General features: G+C 49.4%; 26 protein-coding genes and 1 tRNA gene. 16 read left to right on the top strand and 11 right to left on the bottom strand.

What is annotated here, in order from left to right:
- The first annotated feature begins 1 nt into the window (after nt 1).
- A complete protein-coding gene (locus Q1A23_RS11485; protein WP_299823455.1) occupies nt 2–400 on the top strand; it encodes an HIT family protein in 399 nt (132 codons plus the stop codon).
- A gap of 77 nt (nt 401–477) precedes the next feature.
- Here Q1A23_RS11485 and Q1A23_RS11480 read toward each other — a convergent pair whose 3' ends face one another.
- The 4 genes from Q1A23_RS11480 to ruvC all read right to left on the bottom strand — a co-directional run bounded on the left by Q1A23_RS11480 (nt 478) and on the right by ruvC (nt 3,976).
- Nucleotides 478–1,494 (bottom strand): MlaD family protein, encoded by a 1,017-nt coding sequence (locus Q1A23_RS11480; protein WP_299823452.1) that lies wholly within the window; start codon nt 1,492–1,494, stop codon nt 478–480.
- Nucleotide 1,495: 1 nt separating this feature from the next.
- Nucleotides 1,496–2,275 carry an ATP-binding cassette domain-containing protein gene (locus Q1A23_RS11475; protein WP_299823449.1) on the bottom strand — a complete coding sequence of 260 codons (780 nt, stop codon included), beginning with the start codon at nt 2,273–2,275 and terminating at the stop codon, nt 1,496–1,498.
- Nucleotides 2,276–2,279: 4 nt separating this feature from the next.
- Nucleotides 2,280–3,098 (bottom strand): ABC transporter permease, encoded by an 819-nt coding sequence (locus Q1A23_RS11470; RefSeq protein WP_299823446.1) that lies wholly within the window; start codon nt 3,096–3,098, stop codon nt 2,280–2,282.
- A 311-nt stretch (nt 3,099–3,409) separates the two neighbouring features.
- Entirely contained in the window at nt 3,410–3,976 is a 567-nt protein-coding gene (gene ruvC, locus Q1A23_RS11465; RefSeq protein ID WP_299823443.1) for a crossover junction endodeoxyribonuclease RuvC, read from the bottom strand.
- Nucleotides 3,977–4,001: 25 nt separating this feature from the next.
- Between ruvC and Q1A23_RS11460 the strand changes: the two genes are divergently transcribed.
- The 13 genes from Q1A23_RS11460 (at nt 4,002) to Q1A23_RS11400 (ending at nt 18,763) form a co-directional block, all read left to right on the top strand.
- The gene (locus Q1A23_RS11460) at nt 4,002–4,991 is read left to right on the top strand and encodes a lysylphosphatidylglycerol synthase domain-containing protein (RefSeq protein ID WP_299823441.1); all 990 of its coding nucleotides are present in this window, start codon (nt 4,002–4,004) and stop codon (nt 4,989–4,991) included.
- Complete coding sequence (locus tag Q1A23_RS11455; protein ID WP_299823438.1) at nt 4,988–6,121, top strand: glycosyltransferase; 1,134 nt, start codon at nt 4,988–4,990, stop codon at nt 6,119–6,121. The genes Q1A23_RS11460 and Q1A23_RS11455 overlap by 4 nt, the downstream gene beginning before the upstream one ends.
- Nucleotides 6,118–6,375: a hypothetical protein gene (locus tag Q1A23_RS11450; RefSeq protein ID WP_299823435.1), complete on the top strand. Its 258-nt coding sequence runs from the start codon at nt 6,118–6,120 to the stop codon at nt 6,373–6,375. Before Q1A23_RS11455 ends, Q1A23_RS11450 begins: the two co-directional genes overlap by 4 nt.
- The gene (locus Q1A23_RS11445) at nt 6,375–7,556 is read left to right on the top strand and encodes an ABC transporter permease (RefSeq protein WP_299823433.1); all 1,182 of its coding nucleotides are present in this window, start codon (nt 6,375–6,377) and stop codon (nt 7,554–7,556) included. The genes Q1A23_RS11450 and Q1A23_RS11445 overlap by 1 nt, the downstream gene beginning before the upstream one ends.
- On the top strand, nt 7,549–8,772 hold the full coding sequence (locus Q1A23_RS11440) for a PP2C family protein-serine/threonine phosphatase (protein WP_299823431.1): 1,224 nt from the start codon (nt 7,549–7,551) through the stop codon (nt 8,770–8,772). The genes Q1A23_RS11445 and Q1A23_RS11440 overlap by 8 nt, the downstream gene beginning before the upstream one ends.
- 150 nt (nt 8,773–8,922) lie before the next feature.
- On the top strand, nt 8,923–9,561 hold the full coding sequence (locus Q1A23_RS11435) for a polysaccharide deacetylase family protein (RefSeq protein ID WP_299823428.1): 639 nt from the start codon (nt 8,923–8,925) through the stop codon (nt 9,559–9,561).
- Nucleotides 9,558–10,649, top strand: a complete 1,092-nt coding sequence (locus Q1A23_RS11430; protein ID WP_299823425.1) for a glycosyltransferase — start codon at nt 9,558–9,560, stop codon at nt 10,647–10,649. The genes Q1A23_RS11435 and Q1A23_RS11430 overlap by 4 nt, the downstream gene beginning before the upstream one ends.
- 198 nt (nt 10,650–10,847) lie before the next feature.
- Nucleotides 10,848–11,615, top strand: coding sequence for a TatD family hydrolase (locus Q1A23_RS11425; RefSeq protein ID WP_299823422.1), 768 nt, complete (start codon nt 10,848–10,850; stop codon nt 11,613–11,615).
- A gap of 3 nt (nt 11,616–11,618) precedes the next feature.
- Nucleotides 11,619–12,683: an asparaginase gene (locus Q1A23_RS11420; protein ID WP_299823419.1), complete on the top strand. Its 1,065-nt coding sequence runs from the start codon at nt 11,619–11,621 to the stop codon at nt 12,681–12,683.
- A 69-nt stretch (nt 12,684–12,752) separates the two neighbouring features.
- A tRNA-Ser gene (locus tag Q1A23_RS11415) sits at nt 12,753–12,840 on the top strand.
- Nucleotides 12,841–13,091: 251 nt separating this feature from the next.
- On the top strand, nt 13,092–13,391 hold the full coding sequence (locus Q1A23_RS11410; RefSeq protein WP_299823418.1) for an Arm DNA-binding domain-containing protein: 300 nt from the start codon (nt 13,092–13,094) through the stop codon (nt 13,389–13,391).
- 838 nt (nt 13,392–14,229) lie between these two features.
- Nucleotides 14,230–17,328 carry a TonB-dependent receptor gene (locus Q1A23_RS11405; protein WP_299823416.1) on the top strand — a complete coding sequence of 1,033 codons (3,099 nt, stop codon included), beginning with the start codon at nt 14,230–14,232 and terminating at the stop codon, nt 17,326–17,328.
- Between the two features lie 19 nt (nt 17,329–17,347).
- The gene (locus Q1A23_RS11400) at nt 17,348–18,763 is read left to right on the top strand and encodes a RagB/SusD family nutrient uptake outer membrane protein (protein WP_299823413.1); all 1,416 of its coding nucleotides are present in this window, start codon (nt 17,348–17,350) and stop codon (nt 18,761–18,763) included.
- Here Q1A23_RS11400 and Q1A23_RS11395 read toward each other — a convergent pair.
- The 6 genes from Q1A23_RS11395 to Q1A23_RS11370 all read right to left on the bottom strand — a co-directional run bounded on the left by Q1A23_RS11395 (nt 18,760) and on the right by Q1A23_RS11370 (nt 23,378).
- The gene (locus Q1A23_RS11395; RefSeq protein WP_299823410.1) at nt 18,760–18,921 is read right to left on the bottom strand and encodes a hypothetical protein; all 162 of its coding nucleotides are present in this window, start codon (nt 18,919–18,921) and stop codon (nt 18,760–18,762) included. The genes Q1A23_RS11400 and Q1A23_RS11395 overlap by 4 nt on opposite strands.
- 460 nt (nt 18,922–19,381) lie before the next feature.
- Entirely contained in the window at nt 19,382–19,657 is a 276-nt protein-coding gene (locus tag Q1A23_RS11390; RefSeq protein WP_299823408.1) for a hypothetical protein, read from the bottom strand.
- 127 nt (nt 19,658–19,784) lie between these two features.
- Nucleotides 19,785–21,140: an alpha/beta fold hydrolase gene (locus tag Q1A23_RS11385; RefSeq protein ID WP_299823405.1), complete on the bottom strand. Its 1,356-nt coding sequence runs from the start codon at nt 21,138–21,140 to the stop codon at nt 19,785–19,787.
- Between the two features lie 179 nt (nt 21,141–21,319).
- Nucleotides 21,320–22,522, bottom strand: coding sequence for a C45 family peptidase (locus tag Q1A23_RS11380; RefSeq protein ID WP_299823403.1), 1,203 nt, complete (start codon nt 22,520–22,522; stop codon nt 21,320–21,322).
- A gap of 193 nt (nt 22,523–22,715) precedes the next feature.
- Nucleotides 22,716–23,168, bottom strand: a complete 453-nt coding sequence (locus Q1A23_RS11375; protein WP_299823400.1) for a nuclear transport factor 2 family protein — start codon at nt 23,166–23,168, stop codon at nt 22,716–22,718.
- 30 nt (nt 23,169–23,198) lie between these two features.
- A complete protein-coding gene (locus Q1A23_RS11370; RefSeq protein ID WP_299823397.1) occupies nt 23,199–23,378 on the bottom strand; it encodes a hypothetical protein in 180 nt (59 codons plus the stop codon).
- Nucleotides 23,379–23,868: 490 nt separating this feature from the next.
- Between Q1A23_RS11370 and Q1A23_RS11365 the strand changes: the two genes are divergently transcribed.
- A complete protein-coding gene (locus Q1A23_RS11365; protein ID WP_299823394.1) occupies nt 23,869–24,606 on the top strand; it encodes an AraC family transcriptional regulator in 738 nt (245 codons plus the stop codon).
- Between the two features lie 169 nt (nt 24,607–24,775).
- A complete protein-coding gene (locus Q1A23_RS11360; RefSeq protein ID WP_299823391.1) occupies nt 24,776–25,672 on the top strand; it encodes a hypothetical protein in 897 nt (298 codons plus the stop codon).
- A gap of 117 nt (nt 25,673–25,789) precedes the next feature.
- On the opposite strand, the gene Q1A23_RS11355 is transcribed toward Q1A23_RS11360, so the two are convergent.
- On the bottom strand, nt 25,790–26,224 hold the full coding sequence (locus tag Q1A23_RS11355) for a response regulator (RefSeq protein ID WP_299823388.1): 435 nt from the start codon (nt 26,222–26,224) through the stop codon (nt 25,790–25,792).
- Between the last annotated feature and the right edge of the window lie 68 nt (nt 26,225–26,292).

Below are 26,292 nucleotides of genomic sequence, written 5' to 3'. Positions count from 1 at the left end.
AATGGAGCCTTCGATATTTACAAAGATTGTGAAAGGTGAGATTCCTGCTTACAAGATAGCAGAGAACGAGCGTTTCCTTGCCTTTCTGGATGTTTTCCCGACAGCCAAAGGCCATACCTTGGTAATACCGAAGGAGCAGATAGACTACATCTTTGACCTGGATGATGACCTGTACCTGGGCCTGATGGCGTTTGCAAAAGAAGTGGCTAAGGCTTTAAAAAGGGCTGTACCGTGTAACAGGGTAGGAGTAGCGGTAGTTGGCCTTGAGGTGCCTCACGCCCACGTTCACCTGATTCCTTTAAACAGCATGCAGGATATGAACTTTGCAAACAAGAAAGAGTTTAGTGCTGCAGAAATGGAAGAAGTGGCAGAAAAGATACGCGTCGAATACCACTCCTAGGCATCCGGTTAAAGTATAAAAAGAAGCGGGGCAGATGTTTTACATCTGCCCCGCTTCTTTTTATACTTATTGTGTTGTTAGCGGTTTGTCGAATCTGGCTGTGCCTGCTGTAGTTGCTCTTGTTGCTTTTCCTGCTCTTTTGCCTGCCTCCTGAAAAAACCTCTGAAAAGAATGTTGCTTTGCAGGGCCTCCATGTTCTGGTCAAACTTCTGGCTACTGGTTTCGAGGTTCTGCATGGTGCGCTGCAGCTGTCGGGCAAACTGCTGGTCCGATAGTAAAACCCCAACCGCATTGTTCTGGTTGTTTAGCTGCTTGCTGGTGCTCTCCAAGGTTTCCATCATGGCTGCAGCAGCATTAGTGGCCTCGTTTAGTTCGGCCATAGATGTTTTCAGGTTGCTGTATACTGTGGTGTCAGTAGCGATGCTGTTTGCCAAACCGCCTGGCCTATTCAGTTTTGATGTAAACCTGGATAGCTCGTTAGATGCTGCAACTGTTCTGTTAGAGGTTTGTTGCAGGTTTGCCACCATTGCGCGTAAATTGTCAGCCATCACAGAGTCGGTAAGTATGGCACCGATGGTTCCTTCACCGCGCACAAGCCTTGATGTGATTTGCTTAAAATCGCTTGTAATAGCTACCAGGTTCTCGTTGTTCTGCTGAAGTTTCTCCATCAAATCATCGGTATTTAAAGGGTTTACGGCAGTTATCCTATCGCCATCCTCAATCTGGCCTGCTGCTTGTGTGCCGCCGTCAATTACTATGTTCTTGTTGCCGATAAAGCTTTCGGAACTGATGCGGGCCGCTGCGTTTTTGCGGATAAACTGCTGTACCTTCTCTTCTATGCTCATGGTAACCTCTACCTGAGAATCGCCATAAAGCTTAATGTTTTTGATCGTGCCTATTTTTACTCCGGAAAACCATACGTTATTACCCGTCTTCAGCCCGGCAACGTCATCAAAAATGGCAGTAACAGTTATGGTGCTTATCAGGCGTTTCTGCTGGCCGGCCAGGGTAAATATACCCGCCACCAGGATCACGATCGCCAGGAAAACGAATATGCCTACTATTACGGAGCGTTTATTGTCTGCAGAACTCATTCTAGTCTATAAAGTTGTAGTTGTAAAACGATTGTACGCGTTCGTCGTCGGTCGCAAACACCTCATCAAAGGTGCCCTGGCGCTGAAACTGGCCGTCGAGCAGCATCACCACTCTGTCTCCTACGGCACGTGCGCAGGTTAGGTCGTGTGTGATGATAATGGATGAGGTGTTAAACCTACGCTGAACTTCATTTATCAGCTTGTTGATTTCTATACTTGTAATAGGATCGAGGCCGGCTGTGGGCTCATCATAAAGCATGATGTCTGGCTTAAGTATAAGCGTGCGCGCTATACCTATACGCTTACGCTGCCCGCCCGAGAGTTCAGACGGCATCTGGTTTATTGCCTGAGACAGCCCCACCGCCTCCAGCACAAACCGTATAACGCGGTCACGGTCATCTGCTGTCATGTCTTTGGAGTGGCGCACCAACGGAAACTCAAGGTTTTCCTTTACCGTCATGCTATCATACAAAGCGCTGTTCTGGAAAGAAAATCCTATTTTGAGGCGCAACGCATCCAACTCTTTGGAGTTAAGTTTGCCTACATCTTTTCCTAAAACGTTTATATCGCCTTCGTCCGCCTGCAGCAGCCCAGATATTATTTTAATTAACACAGACTTTCCAGTACCGGATCGGCCCAGCACAACCAGGTTCTCGCCCTTGTACAAGTTCAGGTCCACGCCCTTTAATACCTCAAAATCGTCAAACGCTTTCTTAAGGCCCTTGATGGAGATAACTTTTTCGGTTAAATCGATATTCGGATTTGTTTCCTTTGCCTGCATTGGTTTAAAAAGCTCTGATTGCGTTAATAACCTGCATAATGAGCAGCTCTTCGATAAAAATGAGGAACATGGCCGTTACCACCGATGAATTTGCTGCTTTACCCACACCCTCTGTGCCTTTAGACGAATTGTAGCCTTTGTAGCAACCCACCATGCCAATGGTAAAGCCAAATATCACCGACTTAACCGAAGAGGCAATGATATCTAAAAACGTAATAGCATCGAATACCTGGTAAAAGAAGGTGGTAAGGGTAGTAAGTTCGTTCTGGTGCACGTTTAAGTAGCCGCCCAGCAACGATACCAGCGTAGTATACATGGTAAGTGCCGGAATCATCAGCGTAGAGGCCAGTACCCTGCTTACCACCAGAAACTTAAACGGGTTAGTGGCCGATACCTCCATGGCATCAATCTGCTCGGTTACGCGCATAGAGCCTAACTCGGCACCTATACTGGACCCAACCCTGCCGGCAGCAATGAGAGCCGTTACAAGCGGGCCCATTGCCCTTACAATAGCCACAGAGATCAGGGCAGGCAGCAACGAGGTCGCTCCAAAATCAGCAAGCGAAGGCCGCGACTGGTTGGTGAAAACGATACCGATGATGAAACCTGTTAAAGAGATAAGCGGCAGAGAGCGAACACCGATTTCATAGCATTGCTTGATAAATTCCTTTATCTCGTAAGGCGGAAACCATACTTCCTTAAAGAAACGCGCTATGAAACGATAAACGCTGGCGAGCTCCACAAACATCTTGTCGAGCCTGCGGGTAGTTGTGTATCTGCGTCGGGTACGGGCGTTTCCCGGTTTATTATTGTCTGAATCCATTTATGCCGTTAAGAACCCATCTATACTTTTGTTTAAACAAAGAGAACGACAAAAGTACTTTTTATTTTTTATACAAGCCGGTGCCTATTTAAAGGGCCTGATTAAGCCTTACGAAAGAAAGGTACGATTTTTTGCAAAAGAGCGAAATATTTTCGGGAGCATATGCACGCTGATACATACTGCTTGCTTCTGATACAGGCCTAAGCCCTCTTGGAAACACCAAACTATGAGTAAGTTGCGGGGCAGTTGCTGTTTATACTTCGGCCAAAGTAAAGCTGTAATTATTTAGCTATACTTCCGTATGATTCTGGTTAGGCTACCCTGTCAGGGTTATCCGTTAAAAAGGCTTTCCAGGACTTGCCGCCTTGCTTGGCGTTATTGCCTTTCTGGTAATGGTGGCAAAGCGCAACGCCCAGCGCATCGGTGGCATCGTGCAGCTTCGGGTCAGGCTGTATCTTCAGTATCTGTACCAGCATGCTGGCCACCTGTTCTTTAGAGGCGTTACCGTTGCCCGTTACCGACTGCTTTACTTTTTTAGGCGCATACTCTACATAAGGGATGTCGCGGGAGAGAGCGGCGGCAATGGCGACACCCTGTGCACGTCCCAGCTTCAGCATACTTTGTACGTTCACGCCAAAGAAAGGCGACTCGATGGCAAGCTCGTCGGGCAGGTACTCGTCGATGAGCTGTATCATGCGGTCAAAAATTTTCTTTAACTTGATGGCGTGGTTGCTGTAGCTCTTCAGGTGAATTACGCCATACTGCACCACTTGTACTTTAGAACCAGTTACTTCTATAAGGCCGTAGCCCATAACCTGTGTGCCGGGATCAATGCCAAGTATGAGTTTATTAGGAGGAAGTGCAGAAGAGTAAACCATAAGGCTACAAAATTAAGACAATATCTTGAACATTAATCTAAACAGAAGGTTCCTTTTGTTTTCCGGTAAACTACTGGTTGTGCTGCTCACGCTTTTGCTGCTGCATCAGGCCATCTTTACCGCTCCAGATACCCTGCTTAGCTGGCGAGGAATTCTGCAAACTGCCCTCGATAGCTCACTGTCCGGGTTGTTTATACTTGTAGCGGCACTTATACCAATTAACTGGGGCTTTGAGGCGAAAAAGTGGCAGCTGCTGGGAAATAAACTTGAATCGATGTCTTTTGCCCGGGCCTACCGTTCTGTAATGGTCGGGCTTACGCTGGGTTTCATCACCCCTAACCGCCTCGGCGATTATGCAGGTCGGGTGCTGGAGCTTAAAAGCCGCCAGCGCCTCGATGCCATTGGTGCTATTTTTATCGGGCGCTTCTGCCAGCTGGTGGCTACCGTACTGGTAGGCTCTGTGGGCTTGCTATACTTTATACTTCGGTTTTACTGGGTGCAGTACCCGGGGGTGGCGCTTAGTGTGCTGTTCCTGCTGCTGGCGTTGTGTGTAGCTATGCTGGTGCTGCTTTACCATGCTAAAGCAATGGTGGCGGTTGTGGCAGCCATCAAGCCGCTACGCCGCTTTGTGCAGTATGTGTCTATAATGGGAGCCTATACTTACTCAGAAATCTCAAGGCTGCTGTTGCTATCGTTGGGAAGGTACTTTGTGTTCCTGGTGCAGTTTATACTCTTGCTTATACTTTTTGGCGTGCGGCTAAACCCGCTGGAGTATGTTAGTGGGGTTGCCGGTACCTTCTTCCTGAAGTCGGTGGTACCTTCGGTAAGCTTGCTCTCCGACCTGGGTGTGCGGGAGCTGTCGGCTATGTACCTGTTCGGGTTGCTAGGGGAGGGGAGGCTGCATGTGCTTAGCGCCAGCCTTAGCCTGTGGTTGCTGAACATTGCGGTGCCAAGCGCTGTGGGTTTATACTTTGTGCTGCGCCTGCGCCTGGCCCGGAAAGGAGTAACAGTATGATCTGGCTCTTATCGTTTTCATTGCTGGCCTATGCCTGGGTAGTGCTGCGCCGGCTGGTGGCCTGGGTAAGTATGGCAACTACTACGCTACCTGAAAACTATCAGCCTCAAACGCTCCTGTCTGTTATCATACCGGTGCGCAACGAAGCGGCTAATATAGTGGCTTTGCTACAGGACCTGGAGGCGCAGCAGTATCCAAAAGCGCTCTATGAGGTGCTGGTGGTGGATGATCATTCTACTGACAATACCCTTCAATTAATACATGAATACAAGTCAGGTTCCACAATGATTTTGAGAATGTTGGACTTACGGAATGTGGCAGGTGTAAGTATGAAGAAGGGTGCTGTAAAGTATGGCGTGGAACAGGCTAAAGGCAATTTGCTGGTGTTTACCGACGGCGATTGCCGCGTAGGTCCGGAATGGCTGAAACAGTACGCTTATACTTACGAAACAAAGCAGCCATACTTTATCAGCGGGCCTGTGTGCTTCCAGAATACCTATACGCTGTTTGAGAAGATGCAGTTGGTGGAGTTTGCCAGTTTAATCGGTATTGGAGGCGCCTCGCTGGCTTTAAACAGGCCTAATATGTGCAATGGAGCCAATCTGGCTTATCCAAAGGTTGTTTTTGACAAGGTGGGAGGCTTTACAGGCAATGATGGCATAGCCAGCGGCGACGATGAGTTCCTGCTGCACAAGATCCATGAGCAGTTTCCGGGCAAGGCGGTGTTTTTGAAAAATGCTGAAGCTGTAGTTTATACAGATGCGCGTAAAAGCCTGATTTCCTTTATGTCGCAGCGGGTGAGGTGGGCAAGTAAGTGGCGGGCTTACCAAAGTATAAGCGTGCAGCTGGTAGCCCTGGTTGTGTTTCTGGTTAACTTTCTGCTGTTTCTGGCTATACCGTTTTTTCTTTTTGGCCATTTGCCTTTGCTTGTTTTTGTGGGGGCGTATTTTATAAAGTTTGTAATAGATTTCTTATTTTTAGAACGTATACTAGGCTTCCTGAACAAACGGAGCTACATCTGGCATATGCTGCCGCTGCAACTGGTTTATGTACCCTATGTGGTATTTACCGGCATTGGCGGCTTGTTTGGCAGGTACCGATGGAAGGGAAGATCAATAAAGAACTCATGAGCGAAAACGAATTCGATATACTCGACGAATTATACTTTGTAGTGTCGTACCCGGACCTCAAAAGCATGCTGTCTTTAACGGATAGCGAGATATGCGCCGCCTTACAGTCGCTGATAAAGCAGGGATATGTGAAGATACTCTACCCGGACCAGGATACAGAGCACGAATACGACGAAGCTGCTTTCGGGCAGCATTGCCAGCATTATTTTTACTTGGCTACCAAGGCCGGCCTGGTAGTTCACAACTCTATCTAATGAGCTCCAAAATAAAGGAAGCACCGGTTTCCAGGCCGCCTTCATACTACGTTCGCCAGCGTTTGCTCCAGAACAAGCCGGCTATGGCTGGTCTGTTTGTCATACTTTTTGCGGTGCTGGTGGCCATTTTAGGCTATGCCATTATGCCCGATTCATCACCTAATGCCAACAACGGGGTAGTGCAGTTACAGAAGCGCAACCCCGGCTTTTCGACGCAGGTGCTTCGTGTTCCTGCAGCTCTTGAAGAAGGAAATAACGTTAATTTCTTAGAATTTATACTTTTCGGAAAGCCGGCGCCTTACACAGAATTGCCTGTTCAGGGTTATACTTTTAAGGGAGATAGCCTATATGCTCAACCCTTGCGCAGCAACAATGCCCTGGCAGACCAGGTGCGGGTTTTTGCTTTAAGTGATTTCGTAGCTGTAGATCAGGAATTAACTGATAATGAAAGTATAAAGCAGGTGGTAGAGCGTGATAATATCACTCAGAAAACCTTCTGGCTTGGTACCGACAAAGCAGGACGCGACGTACTGAGCAGGCTTATACTTGGCACCCGCATCTCGTTGGGCATTGGCTTTGTGGCCGTATTAATTTCTTTGGTAGTGGGCATAACAATTGGCGCTATTGGCGGTTACTTTGGCGGCAGGGTAGATGACTTGATGCTTTTCCTGATGACGGTGGTCTGGTCAGTACCTAGCATTATGCTGGTAATTGCCATTAGCCTGGCCCTGGATAGCAAAGGTGTGTGGGTAGCGTTTGTAGCCGTTGGCCTTACCATGTGGGTAGAGGTGGCGCGTGTCGTGCGTGGGCAGATACTGAGTTTAAAGGAAAAGACCTATATAGAGGCCGCAAATGTGCTGGGGGTGCCACAACGAAATATTATTTTTAGACACTTGTTGCCTAATATGCTCGGACCTTTGATTGTTATTGCAACAGCCAATTTTGCCTCGGCCATACTTGTGGAGGCAGGCCTCAGCTTTCTGGGGCTGGGCGTGCAACCTCCGGCACCGTCGTGGGGTATGATGGTGAACGAAGGTTTTCAGCTGATTGGCGCAAAGGCTGGTCTTTTTTTAGTACTTTTACCTAGTATAAGCATTAGTCTGCTTGTGCTGGCTTTCAACCTTCTGGGTAATGGCCTGCGCGATGCATACGATCCTAAAATACCGATTTCAAATGGCTGAAGTAACCTTACCAAGTATACAGCAGGAGCTGAACCTGAAGAAGCTGGAGTTGTCGGCCTTGCTTGAAATTACGCAGGCTATCAACGATAATTTACCAGAGCCGGCGCTGTACAAAATTTACCGCTTTACCCTGCTGGCCCAGTTACAGATAAGTAGATTGGTGCTTTTTGTGCACGACGAGAAGTGGGAGTGTAAAGTATGCTTTGGTACCGAACAGGATTTTACGAAGCAGGATATCCCCGATGCTATCTTAGGCATAAAAGAAATTACACGCACCTCTAAGCTAAAGGTAGATAAAAAGTGGCGCGCTTTCGAAATTGTCATCCCGATCCTGCACAATGGCAAGGTGCTTGCCTTTGTAATGATTGGTAAAATACAGCCATACTACACCAACATGGAGGCGCTGAACTTTGTACAGACAGTTTCCAACATTATGCTGGTGGCGATAGAAAATCACAAGATGGCCCGTCAACGACTGGCGCAGGAGTCCATACGCCGCGAGATAGAGATTGCCCGAGAAGTGCAGTCAATGCTGTTCCCAAAGGCGCTGCCCAACGATAAAGACGTAGCCATATATGCCAGCTACATTCCCCATTCCTCCATCGGCGGCGACTACTACGATTTTATAGAGATTAACGCAGATAACTTTGTTTTCTGCGTGGCAGATGTGTCGGGTAAAGGTGTGCCGGCATCGTTGCTGATGTCGAACTTCCAGGCAGGCCTCAGAACCATACTTCGGCAGACCTCAGACCTGAACACCGTAGTGGCAGAGCTGAACAACCTGATTTACCGCAACGCGATTGCCGAGAAGTTTATTACCATGTTCCTGGCGCTTTACAACCGCAGAACCCGGGAAATGTGCTACGTAAATGCCGGCCACAACGCCCCCATCCTGCTTTACGAAGACAATACGCACCGCCTGCTAAACGAAGGCTGCACCATGCTGGGCGTGTTTGATGTGCTGCCGTTTATGTCGGTAACGCGCATCACGATCCCTAAAAATGCGGTGCTGCTGTGTTATACTGATGGCCTGACAGAGGTGTTTGATGAAGATGAGGCTGAGTTTGGGGTGGAGGGATGTATTTCCTTTATGCAGCGCAACCGCTTCCTGAGCTCTAAGATGCTGCACCTGCAACTACTCCGGGAAATAAACCTCTACAACGAAGAAGCTGCCCTCAACGACGACATTACCCTGCTTTCGTGCAGATTTAAGTAAGGCTGATTGTTAATTGCTCAACTGTTAAATTGTTGATCTGGGAAATGAATCCTAGTTTTGAAGCGGCAAAGCGAAATCATACCTGATGCTTACCTTTGTAGCCCTTTAGCAAATAACAGTTTAGCACATCAGCCATTTAACAATTTAGTTTTGATCCGCCTTTACAAAACGCCTGCCTTGCTTAAAAAGCTTCTGCCAGCATACACCTGGCACCGGGAAGCTACGCAGGACAAGATCTTATACCTTACCTTTGATGATGGGCCAATACCCGAGGCAACGCCCTGGGTGCTGGAGCAATTGGAGAAGTATAAGGCCAAGGCAACTTTTTTTTGTGTGGGGGATAATGTGCAAAAGCATCCTGCTATTGCCAGCATGATACAGCAGCAGGGGCATGTACTCGCTAATCATACCTTTAATCACCTTAACGGCTGGCATGCCGAACTGAAGCCCTATCTGGAAAATGTGGCGCTTTGCCAGCAGGAACTGGAAAAGTATTTTCCTGCTAAAACCACTCCACAGCTGTATAGGCCACCTTACGGGCGCATTACCAGAAACCAGGCAAAACAGCTGCAAGGCCAGTACGAGATTATTATGTGGGATGTGCTTACAAACGACTACGACAACAGCCTGTCCCCGGAAAAGTGCCTCCGTAAATCCATAGAAAGCACCCAAAACGGCAGCATCATCGTATTCCACGACAGCCTGAAAGCAAAACGAAACATGATGTACGCCCTGCCACGGTATTTGGAACACTTTACCAGTCTCGGCTACACCTTCGAGACCCTATGATTGTATCTGTAGTATACTTTATACTTTACTTTACCCTTTTCCTGGTGCTGCTGGGTTTGTTGCTGTTAAACCGCAAGCGTTATACTTACAGCCCGGTTCAGCTTCCCAACATTAGCATCCTTATAGCTGCCCGAAACGAGGAGCACACCATACTTCGCTGCCTTGCCGCCATAGAAGCCCTGGATTACCCTAAGGATAAAATTGAGGTATTAATCGGAAACGATGGCAGCACAGATAGAACGCAGGAGGTAATAACAACCTTTAGCGAAGGTAAACCAAACTATACTTGCATAACCATTACCCAAACCATAGGGCATCTAAAAGGCAAGCAAAACGTATTGGCGCAGTTAACGCGGCTGGCAACCAGCAATTACTTTTTTTACACCGATGCCGATATTGCCGTGCCTCCTGCCTGGGCAAAGGCTATGCTTGGCGCCCTAAAGGATAAGGTGGGTGTAGTAACAGGCATCACCACCACGCAGCAGCATAACCTGTTCGGAAAACTGCAGGCGCTGGATTGGCTATACTCGCTGGGGCTGATGCAGGTGGTGTCGGACCTGAACCTGCCGGTAACAACCATGGGCAACAACATGCTGCTGCGCCGCGAAGCTTACGAAGAAGTGGGAGGGTTTGAAAACGTGCCCTTCTCTATAACGGAAGATATCGCCATTTTTAACAAAATACTGGAGAAAGGCTGGGGATTCCGGAACGTGTACAGCAAAGATGTGTTTGCCATGTCTACGCCGGCTACAAGCGCATGGCAGTTGCTGCACCAACGGAAGCGCTGGATGCGGGGTGCCATGCACTTACCCCTGTACATGACAATCATACTTATACTTCACTCGGCTTACTACCCGGTGCTGCTACCTTTTGTGTTTTATACTTCGGTGGGTACTGTGCTGGCTATATTTGCCTTTAAGCTAGTGCTGCAGAGTTTATACTTGCGCATCTGTTTGCGGCGCGTGCAACAGTCAGTTCCATTGTGGCTATACTTCCTCTTCGAGGTTTACCTGGTTATTAGCTCCATTGTATTGCTGGTGTTTTTCTTCTTGCCTGTAAAAACAAACTGGAAAGGCCGAAAGTATTGAGTAATTACAGATTACGTTTTCTTGGGTAACAATGCTAGTTCTTCCAAAAAAACGTAATTCATCTCCCTTATTCAGACCATTCCCGGAGCAGGGAATCTATTTATGCATGTAGACAATCAACAATTAACTTTAACTTGCAGCTGCAAAATTTGTAGTACTACATTGGTTTTTGATCAATGTTAAACGATAATTGATTTCATGAATTTAGTTGATTCGCATGCACACATTTATGCAGAGCAATTTAAAGATGACCGTGCAGAGGCAGTAAGAAGAGCAGCAGAGGATGGCGTAAGTAAAATATACATGCCTAACATCGATCATACTTCCATTGATATGATGCTGGAGACAGAGGCGCTTTTTCCGGAGCAATGCATACCCATGATGGGCCTGCACCCGACTTCTGTTACTAAAGATTTTGAGCGCGAGCTATACTTAGTAGAGGACTGGCTGAGCAAGCGTCCTTTTGCGGCAGTAGGAGAGTGCGGCATAGACCTGTACTGGGACAAAACTTTCCTGACGCAGCAACAGGAGGCCCTAAAGGTACAGGTAGAGTTGGCCAAGAAGTATAAGCTGCCTATCGTGCTGCACACCCGCGACTCTTTCAATGAAACGTACGAGATAATTTCTGCTGCCCAGGATGGCTCCTTAAAAGGTATTTTCCATTGCTTTTCGGGTACGGTAGAAGAAGCCGGGAAAGTAAAAGAACTTGGCTTTTTGATGGGTATTGGCGGGGTGGCTACTTTTAAGAACGGCGGCCTGGATAAGGTGCTGCCGCATGTGGCCCTAGAGAGCCTGGTGCTCGAGACTGATTGCCCTTACCTGGCACCGGTGCCGCACCGTGGCAAACGCAACGAGCCTCAATATTTAACTTTAGTAGCAAAACGCGTAGCCGAGCTAATGGGCAAAGACCTGGATGAAGTAGCTGAAAAAACAACTGCTAACGCCTTAAACCTGTTTAAGCTTTAAAGTATGGATGTTGTAAAGATAAACATAGATACGGCTGCTCCGGCCTTTCCAGAGGCTTCCATTCTTATTATTTATACCGGAGGTACCGTTGGGATGGTGTATGATGAGAAGCACCACCTTATCCCGTTTAACTTCAGCCAGATACAGGAAAAGGTGCCGGAGCTGGGCAATTTTAAGTACCTGCTTACCGTACTCAGCATAGAGCCGGCCATCGACTCATCTAACGTTTCGCCGGAAGATTGGCTGTTGATGGCAAAGCTAATAGAGGAAAACTATGCAAACCATGATGGTTTTGTAGTACTGCATGGCACCGATACCATGGCCTATAGTGCCTCAGCGTTAAGTTACCTGCTCGAGGACCTGGATAAGCCGGTTATTTTTACGGGCGCGCAAGTGCCTATTGGCAGAACCCGTACCGATGCCCGGGCCAACCTGATTTCTGCATTGCAAATCGCCGCAACTAAAATAAATGGCAGAAGCGTGGTGCCGGAGGTGTGCATTTACTTCCATAACCTGCTGATACGCGGCAACCGTGCCAAGAAAGTAGAGAGCAGGCACTTTAATGCCTTCAAGTCTGAGAACTATCCTTTGCTGGCTAAGGCAGGTATAAGTATAGATTTTTATGACGGTGCCATACTTCCGCACCCACAGCTGTCATTAAAAGTACACCGGCAACTAGATAATCGCATGGCAATTTTAAAGCTTTTCCCGGGTATTACGCCGCAGGTAGTGCGCAGCATACTCGAAGCCCCCGGCTTACGTGGGGTAGTGCTGGAAACATTTGGAGCAGGCAATGCGCCAACTTCTGCCTGGTTGCTGGAACTGCTGCAGAGCGCCGTTCATCGCGGCATCTACATCCTTAACGTATCGCAATGCGACGAGGGGCGTGTAGACCAGGGCCGCTACGAGACGAGTAAGCACCTCTTAAACATGGGCATAATTGGCGGCGCTGATATTACTACAGAGGCAGCTATTACAAAGCTAATGTTTGTGCTGGGCCAGGAGCTTGATCATGAACAGACAATCCGGTTGCTTGGCGGAAATCTTAGAGGAGAGGTTTCTTTGTAGCTATCTGTAAGTATAAATAGCCCTATGTTTGCAGATGTGCTGTAGATTAAGCTATATTTGCAGCAGTAAAGAGAGCTGTCCGAGTGGTCGAAGGAGCACGCCTGGAAAGTGTGTATACCCCAAAAGGGTATCAAGGGTTCGAATCCCTTGCTCTCTGCTGGTAGCAATATCAAAATCAATTAAAAGCCTGCAAATCAAGTATTTGCAGGCTTTTTTGCTTTTACAAAACTGCTGAATTATTCATTTTTTCGCATCAAATAGGTGAGTAGTTCGGTGAGTTCATAAAGGCAAAGTTCTTACTCACCGAATTGATGTGTAACTATTTGATTAACAAGATGTACAGTTGCTGTACATCTTGACTGCGGTTGACTGCAAGGCTACATTTGTTTAACCTTTAAAGTCACTATTATGAACATCAACTTCAGTCTTCTCTTCTACCTTAAGAAACAAAAAAACTATCGGACAGGGCCTGTGCCCATCTATATGCGCATCACTGTCTCGGGCAAACGGGCCGAGCTGGCGACAGGCAGGGCGATTGAACCAGACAGATGGGTAGCGGCGGCCGGACGAGCCGTTGGTACAAAGGCGACTGCTAAAACCCTGAATGCCTATTTGGATAACCTGCAGGCAAAGGTCTGCGAAGTGCTTCGTTGGCTTGTGCAGGTTTATAAGCCTGGCACAGCAAAAATTTCAAGTTTAGGTTCTTAGGCAGAGAGGATAAAGGCACAATGCTGCTGAAGGTCTTGCAGGAGCACAACGACAGGGTGAAGGCGCTGGTGCTCCCATTTTGATTTTGGTTCTCAACAGGCGAGGGCGCCTTTTTGCCTCAAGGTAAGCCAAGGCAGCGTCCTGGGTTCTTTCGAAGAGGGCATTTTCACCTCCCATGCCAAGGGCCATGACGGGCATAGCCTCAATAGTGGTCTGAATTGGCAGGGAAGGCTCCTTGTGTCCTTACATAGAGTAGTTGCCAATTCTGTGGCACAGTACCCCTTCCCCTCCGTGAACGAAGGCTTTTCCGATCAGGTCCTCAAGTTATCGTATTGCTGAAGAATCCAGGTGGTCTGGCGCCCAAGTATGCTTAGCTGGAGCGCAGTCTTTGGCAAGTCTTCCACCTGACTCTCCATTGCCAGGAACCTTCCAGGATAGCAGCGCTGCAATTGACAGGATAGTACAACCGCTCTGTAAGGAAAGCGCTGTTTATTTGCAACAGGTAAACAACAGGCTTCCACAGGTTTCATGTGCTTGAAAGAGAATAGAATATGAACCGCTGGACATACCGGATAGGGTGAATACCGCTGCAGTAAGCTGCTCGAAGTGTGTAATAGATAATAGGAATTGGTTAGATAATGAATGTTGTTTAAGAACCTCTTATGTCTTACTGCCGCGGTATTTGCCTTTATTCCCCAAGCGGTCATAATCCTTTGCATGCTTGCCTGTACAATTCCTAGGGCAAGTTGTATCTAAGCCATATCGTATTTAAGTCCTATCAGCTCAGCTGGTAGTGTGAGTGCTATTACCTTTTATCTATTTAATCTAAACCAGTTTTATGAGAAAATCAGTACTATTGAACATGGCCCTGCTCCTGGTGCTTGTCAGCCAGGCATGGGCACAGAGCCGAACGGTGTCGGGGCGTGTAACTGACGCCAAGAATGGACAGGCACTACCCGGTGTGAACGTGGTGGTAAAGGGAACCAGCACAGGCACCTTCACAGGTGTTGACGGTAGTTATTCCCTGGATATGCCTGGAGAGAACGCAACCGTCGTTTTTTCCTTTTTAGGTTATATCAGCCAGGAAATAAATACCGCTGGCAAAAATACCCTCAATGTCAGCCTGACCGAGGACAGCAAACAACTCTCGGAGGTGGTCGTTGTTGGGTACGGTGTGCAGGATGTAAAGGATGTGACAGGCTCCATCACGAGTATTTCTGCGGCAAAGATTGAAAACCAGCCGGTGCAGAGTTTTGACCAGGCGCTGTCGGGCCGTGCCGCCGGTGTGCAGATCACGAACACGTCCGGCCTTGTGGCAGATGGGGTAACCGTTCGGATCCGGGGCGTGGGCTCTATTTCCAACAGTTCACAGCCGCTGTTTGTCATCGACGGTGTGCCGATGGCGCAGGTAAGCAACCTGAACTCCTTTAACGGCGGAAACGGCACGCGTTATAATCCCTTGGCCGATTTAAACCCGAATGACATCGCGTCCATCGAGGTGTTGAAAGACGCCGCTGCTGCTGCGCTATACGGTTCCCGTGCGGCCAACGGGGTAGTGCTAGTCTCCACCAAGCGCGGGAAAAACGGAACGGCGAAAATAACCTATGATTTCTATACCGGTTACAATGAAGCGGTAAACACGCCGGATTTGCTCAACGGGGATGAATTTATTTCCATTACCAATGAGAAGGCCGCAAACGCCGGGAAAGGTGCCATAGCAGGGAACGTGGATGTCAACGAGGATGGAATCCCGGACAGGACAAACTGGCTGGATGAGATCTTCCGAAAGGGCATCATGCAGAACCACCAATTGTCTTTGTCAGGAGGCAGTGAGAAGGCGACCTATTACGGGTCTGTCTCTTATACCGATCAGGACGGCTTTGTGAAAGCAAACAGCCTGCAGCGTGGATCCGCCCGTCTGAATTTTGACATTACGCCTAAAGAATGGTTAAGAGCAGGCATCAGCACCAATTTTACCAAAACGATTAACAATGGCGTGCTTTCCAACAGCTACCTGGCAGGCATCACGCTTTCGGGTTACAATGCGGCGCCTAACCTCCCAGTCTACGGGAAGGACGGTTTCTATTACTTAAATGACCAAGGCTACCTGGGAGACGGAGCAAACCGCTCTGACCTGTACTTTTTAAACAGGTTTTACCATCCGGTGGGTACCCTGGACCTGCAGCGTAATCAAAACATCTCGCAGCGCATGCTAGGCAATGCCTATATAGAGGTGGAGCCGGTGAAGAACCTTAAACTGACGTCTAAGTACGGGATCGACTATATAAATAACTTTGAGGATCAGTATAGTGATCCTAATATTCAGGGGCTGGGCTGGAAATACAGGTACAATGGCTTGGTGCAGACAAATGATCTGCGCCGTAACCAGTGGAACTGGTCAAACTATGCCAGCTATAGTTTGCTCCTGGCTGACCGGCACAATGTGGCGGCCACGGCAGGCTTCGAGTACCAGGAGGTGGCCCAGCACTACATCGGCACCTATGCCGGTGACTTTGCCGATCCTTTCTTCAGGGACATTATCACCGGAACATTTGTCGGCCAGTTTGCCCCGGATGGGGGCCGCACACACAATGGCTTTGACTCTTATTTTGGCCGTGTGTCCTATGACTTCGGAAATAAATACTACGCCGAGGCCGCTATGCGTGCCGATGCCTTCTCGGGGTTTGGGCAGAATAACAAACGCGGCTATTTTCCTGCCGGATCCGTGGGCTGGAGAATTTCGGAGGAAAGCTTCATGGATCGCTTTGCATTCCTGGACGATTTGAAGTTACGGGCCAGCTACGGTATTGTCGGGAACTCCAATATTGCTGATTTTGCCTCCAGGACCTTATTTGGCGGTGGCCAGTACGCAGACCTTAATGGTTTGAGCCCGACCCAGGTGGGGAACACAAACCTTAAATGGGAGTCTTCCACTAAATTGGACATCGGTATGGACATGGCCCTTCTGCGGGACAGGGTGGGCTTCACCTTCGACTATTTCCATACGGATGTGACGGACCTGGTACTGGATGCCCCTGTGCTGCGCACAACCGGTATACCGGGTGCTTCTGTCACTACCAACATCGGCTCCATGTACAACAAGGGGATCGAACTTTCCCTAACGACGACCAACATTGAGAAAAACGGCTTTGTATGGACATCCAATCTAAACTTCTCCAAAATAAAGAATGAGATTACCAGCCTCTACAATGATGTGCCCGTTGTGAGCGGTTCGAGTGAGGCGGCCGTAGGGCAGGCCATTGGAGAGTTTAAACTGATCCGATGGGCAGGTGTAAACCCGGATAACGGAAATTCGATGTTCCTGGCCAAGGATGGCACCACAAAGCAATATGACCCGGCAACCCAGAAATACTACCTGATGGATGGTACGGAGACAGCGGACATAACAGCAAGTGACGCGGTTTACGTAGGTAATCCCTATCCGAAATGGTTTGGCGGTTTTGATAACACAGTAACCTACAAAGGGTTCGATTTAGGGGTGTTCTTCCAGTACAGCGGCGGGAACAAAATCCTGAACCAGACCAGGCAGGGGCTAATGACCAACTACCTGAACAACAACCTGACGGAAATCAAGGACAGGTGGCAAAAGCCGGGCGATAAAACAGATGTACCGAAACTGTACCTGCAGGACAATATTTCAACCCGCACCTCCACACGCTGGCTCGAAGATGGCGATTTCCTGCGGTTGCGTCAAATCAGCCTGGGCTACAATGTGCCGTCAAGTGTGCTCAGCCGGGTAGGGGTGAGCAACCTCAGGGTGTACGGACAGGTGCAGAACGTATTTGTGCTCACCAAATACACAGGTGCTGATCCGGAAGTGAACACCAACAGAGACGTGAACATTGCCTATGGGGTCGACAACCGGTCGGTACCGCAGGCACGCAGTTTTACATTGGGTGTGAGTGTAGGTTTATAATTTCTTTAGCCAATTTATCATGAATAAAAAAATCAAGCATCATGTAATTGTTTCCTTATTGTCTGGATCCCTGGCGCTGACGACAGTAGCTTGCGGAGTGATTGAGAAGGAACCAGTCGAGACGTTATCCCCTGAAGCTGTCTTCTCTTCTCCCGAGCGGATAGAAAAAGCGGTCATCGGTATCTATGACAATAACCAGCATCCCTCCTTCCTGGGGGGGCGCGCGCTGATTTACGCCGATATCCGCGGGGGCGATACGGATCCGGCCAGCTACTTTGGAGGGATCGGGCTTTTTAACACCCTGTCCAATGACGGAACCGTAACGGCTGCCTGGACGGGAGGGTACAGCGCCATCTATGGGGCAAACCTGTTTTTAGAGGCCCTGGAAGCAAATCGCTCCAAGGTAGCGACAGAGCTTTTGGCTAAGCAGTACGAGGCGGAAGCGAAATTCATTCGTGCGCTCAACCACTGGTACTTGGTAAACCTGTTTGCCCAGCCCTATACCTTTACAAGCGATGCCTCGCATATGGGAATACCGGTGGCCCTGAAAGCCTTTGACGCCACCAGTGCCTTCTCTCCGGAAGCCCAGTTGCCGAGGAGCACGGTAGCCAAGGTGTACGAGGATATTGAGAAAGACCTGCTGTTCGGGGAGGTCAATTTACCTGCCAGTCACGGAGCGGATTTCTCAAATGTGGCCCGTGCCACCAAGGGGGCAGCGACCGCGTTGTTGATGCGCCTATACCTGTACAAGGGAGATCATGATAAGGCGATCGCCTATGCGGATAAAGTGACAGCCTTAGGCTATGATCTGAATGCGGTGCCCTTGACTGCATTCAGAAGCTACATGACAGAAGAGTCGATTTTCTCTGTGGCGCACAATGCGGCAGACAACCCGAATACTAACAGTTCCATCGGCATGCACTACTCGCCTGATAACCGGGGGGATATTTCAATTAGTCCGTATTACAGGATTCCGACGCTTTCGGACAATGATCTGCGCAAATCAACCTTAACCACAGCGAAACTGGGGAAATCCTGGACCCTGAAATACACAGACGCAACAAACTGGATTCCGGTAATCCGCTATCCGGAAGTCATCCTGACAAAGGCGGAGGCGCTGGCCAAAAAGTCGGCTACCCCAAACCCGGAGGCAGTTGAGTTGTTAAACCAGCTTCGCAGAAGGGCGCAGGCTACGGAATTCACCATGCTTGATTTTAGTTCCAAAGAAGAACTGATCGATACGATCCTGCTGGAAAGAAGAATCGAGCTTGCATTCGAAGGACATGGCATGTTTGACCTGTTGCGAAACAAAAAGGACATACCTGCCAGTGAAGCTTACACCCTTCAGCCATATGGGTCAAACAGAACGATCCTGCCGATACCACAGGTGGATATACAGGCAAATCCAAATCTAAAGCAGAACCCCGGCTATTAACCAGAAGCCATATAGACCTCTACGTGCTGCTGTACCTGGCTTTTAAGCAAGCCTGCTGCAGCTGCAAATATTCTCAGAAAACGGTGCAGGCGAGTTCCTGCATCGTTTTTTTTGTTTCCGACGTGCTGGACGCGGCATAGCAGAGGATGGTCTTTCATAAGATTCCAATAGGAACCAGGGAGTGGTTTTGAGACAGTAGGTTTCCTTTCGGGCATGTAAAAGGCCGTTCTTCGTTATGTGTCAGCCCGGCGCTTCTAGGAACTCTTTCCTTATAGGTTCGATGGGAAGCAGGCAGTAACAGTCCAATACTAGGACACTCCTGCCTGCTGAGCTGAGAAACACTACTGCTTGTAGGGCACCGTCCTTTCCAAGTAGAGTGAAAGAATGCCTCCTTCACCCGTGGGTAATCGACAGCGCTGACGATAGCAGTAGTTGTTGCGAACACCGGGGTTGCTGAGCTGGGAGATGGGCACAGGTAAGGCGTTTCTAGTGAATGTGCTGTATCCGTTAACGCTTTGCGTTAATCAGCCTATCTGGAGCGTCCGCCACTCCGCCTGCCTGTGCCGGGGGATAGGGTAGTTATGTAAAGTATGAGGTATAATGCACATTGCCAGACTGTCATACGGCAGGGGAATGATCAGGATACTTATAGGAGAAGTGGGACGCCATGACAGTATCTACCATCAGGGTAGCGTCAAAGCCGATGGTATAGTTGTATTTGGTATTACAGGCTGCTCCGGCAGCGCTTTGACGGTGGCTCGCACCCAAGCTGTTGGGAGGCGCATTGGGAAGAATAGTCAGCTTAAGGCATAAGGGCCCGGAGGGAGGAGCTCCCTGTTGCTGAATTTCCCAGGGGAGCGACATATCGCCAGGGATGCCAGATAGCGGTGGCAAGGCTGCCCCCTTCCCTCAAGCTCTTCAGGTGGCGATCTTCTCACCGGTACAGGCTCATTTGGTTTTGGGGGTCGGTGAAATACGGTATGCTGAAAGGTTTTTCTCAGGAAGAAAGGGGATCAGGCACTTACGGTACACTTTTCATCCAGGCATCCGTCTCAGTAATCAGCCTGGTGTTAAAGTGGGTGCGGTTGTACTCCAAGTCGCGCTTTTGCATCTGCATAACTCCTTCTTCCATTCCGGGTACTTGGATAAAGGAGTGATTCGTCCCGGGCAGCGCCAGAAAAGTGGCATGTCCCGGATGATAGTGGTTGACGATCGCTGCAATGCGTTCATGGTCTGCTGCATTTACGATCTGAAAATCATACTCTCCCCAAATCGAGAGGACATGCTCCTCGGTCTCAGCCCAAGCCTTTGTTAAGTTAAGCTCATCTATCTGCTGCCAATAGCGGTAATCGCGGGACCAGAAAAAGTCCCCACCCTTGTGCTGAAACTCCTCATGCAGTATTTTTTTATAGGCAGGGCCCGCGGCGGCAATGGTATCCGGATGCTCGCCCAACACAAAGTACCGGTAAAGCACACGGTGCAGCAGGCGCATGGTCTGTTCGTTCTCGACATAGTCTGCCCCCATGGCCGGTCTTTGAAAGCGAAACATCTCCATGGCAAACTCAAACCAGGGGCGATAGGGACTGCCGTACACCATGACACCTTTAATTGCATGCTTCTGGCTAAGCACCGGGGCGATGATCCCTCCCATGGAATGCCCGAAGAGAAAGACCTGCTCGGGATCTACTTCCGAAAGGCGCTTGAGCTGCAGCAGCCCCTGCTCAAAGGCTTCTATTTCGGTATAAAGATCGATCTGCAGGCAATCCGGTGTGTTCAGATTATCTCCCAGTCCGGGTTTTTCCACCAGCATAACCACATAGCCCCGTTCATTCCAGCCTTCAATCAGCTGGCTGTAAGGCGTATGGCCATAGTCATCCACAGAGCGGCAGGGGAAACCGGGGATAAAGAGGATGGCCGGGTGCCTGCCGGGCGCCTTGGGTACGTAAGTGACAGTGCGCAGCAGCCCCTCCCGGAAAGGCACTTGTCCGTAAGTGACTTTGGCATGGGGAGAGGAGGCAAGTGGAGCGGCTAGGGCTTTTCCACGGAGCACTTTTCTTTTGCCGTTTCGGAGCAGCGTGACGCTTAGGGCTTGCCCGGGTGTAAGCGGCTTTATCAGCTGTTCCAACACCTCTGGTGATTGTACGGGTTGTTTATTGACGTCAAGAAGTATATCTCCGACTTGCAGGCCCATACGGTCTGCTGTTGCGCCCGGTTTCAGAGCGGTAGCCAGCAGGCCGTGGCGGAGTCGATGCGCCTGAGCCAGGGAATCAGGAAGGGGAGTCGCCTGCATTCCTAACGTTACGCGGCGCGGCAGTTCCTGCGCAGCGGCAGCCAGTAAGCTCATTGCAAAGAGCATACTAAAGTATATGAATTTCATACGCGTTTTTTGGATAATACAACAAAGATAAGGTATAGCTTTCAAACTGGAGGAGCGTCAAATGAGTAAAACGCCACACCGCGCGCAGCCCATGGGGCAGGGCCTTTTCAGCACAACACCCTTCCGGATGCAGGCCTGCATCCGGAAGGGTGTTGTGCTGATTTACTTTTGAATGCACGCTAGGGGATGGGCATCAAGTAAAAAGAGTGCGCCTTGTACGAGGCTTGGTCTGGTGCGCCATACGTCACTTCTACCGAGGGATTTCGGCCCAGTGTGAAAAGAACAGAGCTGAAGGTGAAGGCCACCGCCTTCGGATCATAGGACACGCATACCGGAAAGCGCTCATGGTCCTTGGAGCGGAGCGTACCCTTGACCAATTCTGACGTTAGTTCCGTGCTGCTTGCGCCCAGGCGCCGTGCCAGGGTTTCATACCTGGTCTGGCTATTTGTCTTGGGACTTGTGCCGGCCTGCATGCGCTGGTGGTATTCCTGCATCCAGGGTTTTACGTCATGGTTTGCCAAGGAATGGTTCGTGTGGTAAACGAGGCTTTTGGTCTCGACAGGGTAGAATGGCACCACCTGGTTGGCCGATGCCTCAAAGTTAACTACTTCAGTTTCCGTACCGATTAGATAGTTCTGACCGGTGGCGTGTGGGACACGTTTGATAAAGTCCAGGGCCTGCTGCGCGGATTGCTGCTGGAGTATTCCCCGTGTGACAAAGGTAACAGGCAACCCGTCGGTGGAGTTATTCAAATCAGTCAGGGCGTTGATGACCACGGCAACGCCGTTGTTGTTCATGCCCGCAAACCCGATAAAACCGGCGCAGGTCATGATGTATTGCTCTACCCCCGTTTCCATGGAGGCGAAGTGCAGCAATACCTGGTACCCGTGCATGTAGGTGTCAATGTCGATGTTCTGGGCAATGAACGTGGGGTGAGACGCGGTGGCAGCCACACCGACTGCGCTGCAATGGTCCTTGTCCACAGAACCGTTTTCCAGGCGGTCCAGATAGCCCCAGTACTCATCAATCAACTGGAACGCCAGCACGTCATCAATCTTCTGGCCAGAACCTACCGCCATGCCCTGCACCTCCTGCCACAGGTCGGGCGTCCATTGCTGGATAGCTTGCTGGTAATTAGAGGTACTCAGGAAATCGGCAATTACCGTATCCGGGTCTTTGCCTGTGTCCTTGTGGATGCTCTCTTTCCATTTGCGGTAGACTTCGGCAATCTGTTTTTTTAGTTGATGCCCATGCTGCAGCCCGCGTTCATAGCCCGAGCCGCTGAGTGTCAGGACCGGGACCTGGGCTGGTTGTCGAGGGATGGCCATGGACGGGTGCACAAGCAGGCACACGAGCAACAGGAGTAGGAGTGTTTTCTTCATAGTTTTACGGATTCAATGAAACTAAATGTGAACTGAAAGCAGGCAGGTGCAGGTATTACACCTGCCTGCTTTCAGGAGCAAATGTAGAAGTTCCCATGCAGGGCGGCTTGTAACATGCTGCTTAATTCTCTAGAGAAGGCTGGGTCCCAGAGGACACCCCTGGCCTCATAGGTTTGTCTTTCAGGTGACAGGCTTACTGTGGAATGGACAGGTGCTCATGGGCGATGCGCCAGTTTCCGTCCTTCCTGACAAGGACGCTTGTGCCCCGCCCCCCGCCTGCTACAGCTTTGCCGGCATGGGTCCCCTGGTAGGAATAGCGGTAAATACAGGTAGCGCTGTTCTTTTCCACAGACAGCCAAGTAATGTTTTTAATGCTGTAAATCTCATCGGGGAGGTAGGACCAAGAGACCTCAAAGCTCGCCTGTATTTCCTGCAGCCCCCTGCTTTCCTGTTTGTTGAACCAGTATACTGCGTCGGGTGTGAGCAGGCGCCGTACCTGGTTAAAGTCATGGGAGTTGGTTGCCTGAACGTACTGTTGGAGAAAGGAGTCCAGTTCCTGCGTAGGCTTCGGCTTCTTCTTGTTTCCGGCGGTTAGGGCGGTCAGGCATAGAAAAAGGCCAAGCAGAATGCAGCTTGTTTTTTTCATTGTTATTTTTGTTTGTGGTTTTATCGACAATTAAAGTCGTTTGGCCGGTAAATCATTTGTATCATATTGCCATTTTAGTTTACAGGCAGTTTGCCTGCTCACAGGAGCCGCTGTTTGCTGTACCGGGGTGGCTCGTGTTTTGGCTGCCCTGGCAGGGGGCGTGAGGTGCCCCGAAGAAGCGGCCACACCTGGTGTCCCTAAGTAAGCCACCTTATGACCCTCTTTCCAACTGCTGTGGAGCGGAAAAAGGGGGGTAGCAAGAAAAGGGGATTTAGACGGGTGGGGCATGCGGGATTAGGACCGATGCATGCTGTTTGAGCCGGTTTTCTCCCAATAGCTGTCAGCAGGCGGTTTTCTGGACCATTGCTTTGACCCCGCCAACGGTGGAAAAGTTGTAGCACCTCCACTTGTAAAATCCTGCTTATTTTCATTGGGGCAGCTAAAGGCTTTCTGTTTAAGGTTTTGACTTTTTATCTTTAGCACATCATATAGAACAGTAGCAGAAATGATGGAATTGAAAAGTGTAAGCGCAGGTGCTGGATTATACAGCAGTAGATGTGAAGTGGTACATGCTACCAACAGAAACTATCATGATTTGAAGCCGCGTAAAAGTGAGAATCGGATTATGAGTTCTTTGCTGACCAGCCTAGAGGACGAAATCCGTCCCCAGGGGCTCGGACTAAAATTCGCTGCGGAAGGTGTGGAAACCTACTATCTGGAACGCAGGCGCTTCAGTCTTTCAGGGGGCTCGTATCTGTTGGTCAATGACTCTGTGCCTGCTATGAATGTGGCTATCAAGGGCGCCGCTACCTTAAGCGTGTGTGTGGACATTGACTTAAGCCTGGTAAATGATGTATTGATGCAAGTACTCTGTCCTGATGAACTGGACAATTACACAAACGCATCCCGCTTTTTACTTACACCGGAATTGCTGCTAAGGCAAGCGGCGGCCGGTGCACCGTTAAAGCAATTGTTAACCGACCTGATCGTTTCGTCGGCTTCCCAATCAATTGAAAGGCCTGTCATGGAACTCATCTATGAGTTGACGACCATGCTGGTCCAGGACAATTTGCCAGTAATCAATTCCTACTATAAGCTGCAGGCCTCCAAACTGTCCACGCGCAAAGAACTATTTCACAGGCTGATGTTAGGAAAAGAGATGTTAGAGGATAGCCTGTTTGATGAAATCAGCATCAAACAGGTGGCTGAGACGAGTTGTTTATCTGAGTTTCGGTTCTACAGGTTGTTCAAGCAATGCTTTGGGGACAGCCCCTATAATTACCTGTTCAAAAGAAGGATCGAGAAGAGCATAGAGCTCAAGAAGCAGGGGCATTCCTGGAGTGACATCGCAGCAGCGTTAAACTTTACGGATCTGGCTGCTTTCAGCAAGGGGTTTAAAAAAGTAAAGGGAGTTGCGCCCTCAAAGGCCATAAGCTGATGCGAGGGAACACAACATGGCTCTCCTGCTTTAGCATGCCCTTCTTGTGCGAAAACTCTATTGACTAACATGCAGCAAGACAATGGATTAGGGGATGCATTAAGCAGCATAGTACAAGCCCTGTGTTTTCCAGCGCTTTATCTTTGTCCTCACAACAACTGGGCAAGACATGGAACGAAAACTCTGGTATCTGCTGGTCAAAGGAAACGTGGGACAAGAAGTGAGCGCGTTAGCCGACTTTTATAGCTATGGGGAGCACCTGGGCATTGCTATTCATAAAGCAAATGACTGCGCCAGGGTGATTGGGTTAACAGACTGCCAGGCAGTAGAAGCCTCCCTGTTGCCTATGGCAGGGGTAACCGAACTGTCCATGCCCACCGAGCGTTTATCAGCAGACGTCTTTGTAGGAAGGGGGCTGCACACGTTTCCTGAAAGTGCCGGGGAAAAGATATTTATCTGCCCCACCGGCATCGTTAAAGGCGCCACAAACGGTATCTTAGACCTGGAATCGGCACAGCAGTCTTTCAGAGCCGATGGGCCCGATGCGGCAGGCACCTATACCTTCAGGTTGGTATTGGGCGTGGGCATGCTGGAGCATGTGTTTTTTTGCTTGTCTGCTCAATTGCGCGGGGTAGACAGAGGACACCTTTCCCTAAAAACTGGCAGCGCCTGCGGAAGCGAGAAGGAAGAATGGATAACAGATGGCCCGACGCTTCTTTCTTTTATTCAACGTAATTTACCTGATACCCTGGAAAATGGATTTGTTACCTTAGCGCTGTCAGCAAGCGGGGGGGAAACGTCCCTTTGCATGGACAAGTTTAAAAGGCTTATCCTGAAAACATGTGACAAACGTTTATTTGCCTCGCTGTTACAGTCTATGGAGATGCTCGGAATCCCCAGCTACGCAGGCCCCCTTCGCAACAGGCAGGGCTATTTGACTTACAGGCCCTTTAACAGTCTGGACAGCGCGGGTTTAAAGCAAAAGCTCCTGCAGAACGGGTTTATTCAAGTAGAGGCAAAGAGAAGAGCCTTCAACGGTCTTTCCCGACTGTTTTGGCGGTTATAGCTTGCAAGCTAGCGCGGAGCAGCGCTGAGGCTCCCTGTCTCAAGGGCCGCCGCCTCTATAACTCTGTTCTTGTAGCACGTTCTGGGCAGGGGGATTATGCCTCCCTGTATCCTGGCGTCAAAGCTGCATAACGATTTGCTTGTCCTCAGAAAGCACGAGGTGTATATCATCCTCTGATAAGTTTTTGGAAAGGAAACCATGCACAAAGGAGGTGTCACAGGCTGTAAACATCTCTGTTAGCTCGGATGAAGTCAGAAAATAGAGAAAGGGTGCCTGAATTTCCTTTTTTTGCTCTAACTCCCTAATTGCATTGATCAGTTGAAAGCCGTTCATGGCCGTTATGGTCAGGTCAGAGAAAATCAGCACTTGCCCCTGATGCTTTTTGCCCTTGTAAGGACCGCGGCAGTTTGTCTGAATCCAGGCTAATCCTTCCTGCTCTGTTGCGGTGCTTTCAATTTCCTGTGACAGATTTAACTTACCAATGAGGCACTTGTTAAAATAAGTGGCAATGGGGTCATCGTCAATAAAGAGTATTTTTTTGAATTTTTTCATAGCGTTCGTTCTTTTAAAGAGTACCAACAGGATGTGTGGGTGCATAGGGACCTACTGAGAAAGCAACC

It is taken from the genome of uncultured Pontibacter sp. (assembly GCF_947492645.1).
Classification (GTDB): domain Bacteria; phylum Bacteroidota; class Bacteroidia; order Cytophagales; family Hymenobacteraceae; genus Pontibacter.
Note: the sequence above shows the minus strand (reverse complement) of the source record. Positions and strands in the feature narration are given on the sequence as shown.

What these genes read in the sequence shown, in the direction of transcription:
- Q1A23_RS11485 (WP_299823455.1), top strand. Translation starts at nt 2, where the DNA reads ATGGAGCCTTCGATATTTACAAAGATTGTGAAAGGTGAGATTCCTGCT.
- Q1A23_RS11480 (WP_299823452.1), bottom strand. Translation starts at nt 1,494, where the DNA reads ATGAGTTCTGCAGACAATAAACGCTCCGTAATAGTAGGCATATTCGTT.
- Q1A23_RS11475 (WP_299823449.1), bottom strand. Translation starts at nt 2,275, where the DNA reads ATGCAGGCAAAGGAAACAAATCCGAATATCGATTTAACCGAAAAAGTT.
- Q1A23_RS11470 (WP_299823446.1), bottom strand. Translation starts at nt 3,098, where the DNA reads ATGGATTCAGACAATAATAAACCGGGAAACGCCCGTACCCGACGCAGA.
- ruvC (WP_299823443.1), bottom strand. Translation starts at nt 3,976, where the DNA reads ATGGTTTACTCTTCTGCACTTCCTCCTAATAAACTCATACTTGGCATT.
- Q1A23_RS11455 (WP_299823438.1), top strand. Translation starts at nt 4,988, where the DNA reads ATGATCTGGCTCTTATCGTTTTCATTGCTGGCCTATGCCTGGGTAGTG.
- Q1A23_RS11450 (WP_299823435.1), top strand. Translation starts at nt 6,118, where the DNA reads ATGAGCGAAAACGAATTCGATATACTCGACGAATTATACTTTGTAGTG.
- Q1A23_RS11445 (WP_299823433.1), top strand. Translation starts at nt 6,375, where the DNA reads ATGAGCTCCAAAATAAAGGAAGCACCGGTTTCCAGGCCGCCTTCATAC.
- Q1A23_RS11440 (WP_299823431.1), top strand. Translation starts at nt 7,549, where the DNA reads ATGGCTGAAGTAACCTTACCAAGTATACAGCAGGAGCTGAACCTGAAG.
- Q1A23_RS11430 (WP_299823425.1), top strand. Translation starts at nt 9,558, where the DNA reads ATGATTGTATCTGTAGTATACTTTATACTTTACTTTACCCTTTTCCTG.
- Q1A23_RS11425 (WP_299823422.1), top strand. Translation starts at nt 10,848, where the DNA reads ATGAATTTAGTTGATTCGCATGCACACATTTATGCAGAGCAATTTAAA.
- Q1A23_RS11420 (WP_299823419.1), top strand. Translation starts at nt 11,619, where the DNA reads ATGGATGTTGTAAAGATAAACATAGATACGGCTGCTCCGGCCTTTCCA.
- Q1A23_RS11410 (WP_299823418.1), top strand. Translation starts at nt 13,092, where the DNA reads ATGAACATCAACTTCAGTCTTCTCTTCTACCTTAAGAAACAAAAAAAC.
- Q1A23_RS11405 (WP_299823416.1), top strand. Translation starts at nt 14,230, where the DNA reads ATGAGAAAATCAGTACTATTGAACATGGCCCTGCTCCTGGTGCTTGTC.
- Q1A23_RS11400 (WP_299823413.1), top strand. Translation starts at nt 17,348, where the DNA reads ATGAATAAAAAAATCAAGCATCATGTAATTGTTTCCTTATTGTCTGGA.
- Q1A23_RS11395 (WP_299823410.1), bottom strand. Translation starts at nt 18,921, where the DNA reads ATGAAAGACCATCCTCTGCTATGCCGCGTCCAGCACGTCGGAAACAAA.
- Q1A23_RS11385 (WP_299823405.1), bottom strand. Translation starts at nt 21,140, where the DNA reads ATGAAATTCATATACTTTAGTATGCTCTTTGCAATGAGCTTACTGGCT.
- Q1A23_RS11380 (WP_299823403.1), bottom strand. Translation starts at nt 22,522, where the DNA reads ATGAAGAAAACACTCCTACTCCTGTTGCTCGTGTGCCTGCTTGTGCAC.
- Q1A23_RS11375 (WP_299823400.1), bottom strand. Translation starts at nt 23,168, where the DNA reads ATGAAAAAAACAAGCTGCATTCTGCTTGGCCTTTTTCTATGCCTGACC.
- Q1A23_RS11360 (WP_299823391.1), top strand. Translation starts at nt 24,776, where the DNA reads ATGGAACGAAAACTCTGGTATCTGCTGGTCAAAGGAAACGTGGGACAA.
- Q1A23_RS11355 (WP_299823388.1), bottom strand. Translation starts at nt 26,224, where the DNA reads ATGAAAAAATTCAAAAAAATACTCTTTATTGACGATGACCCCATTGCC.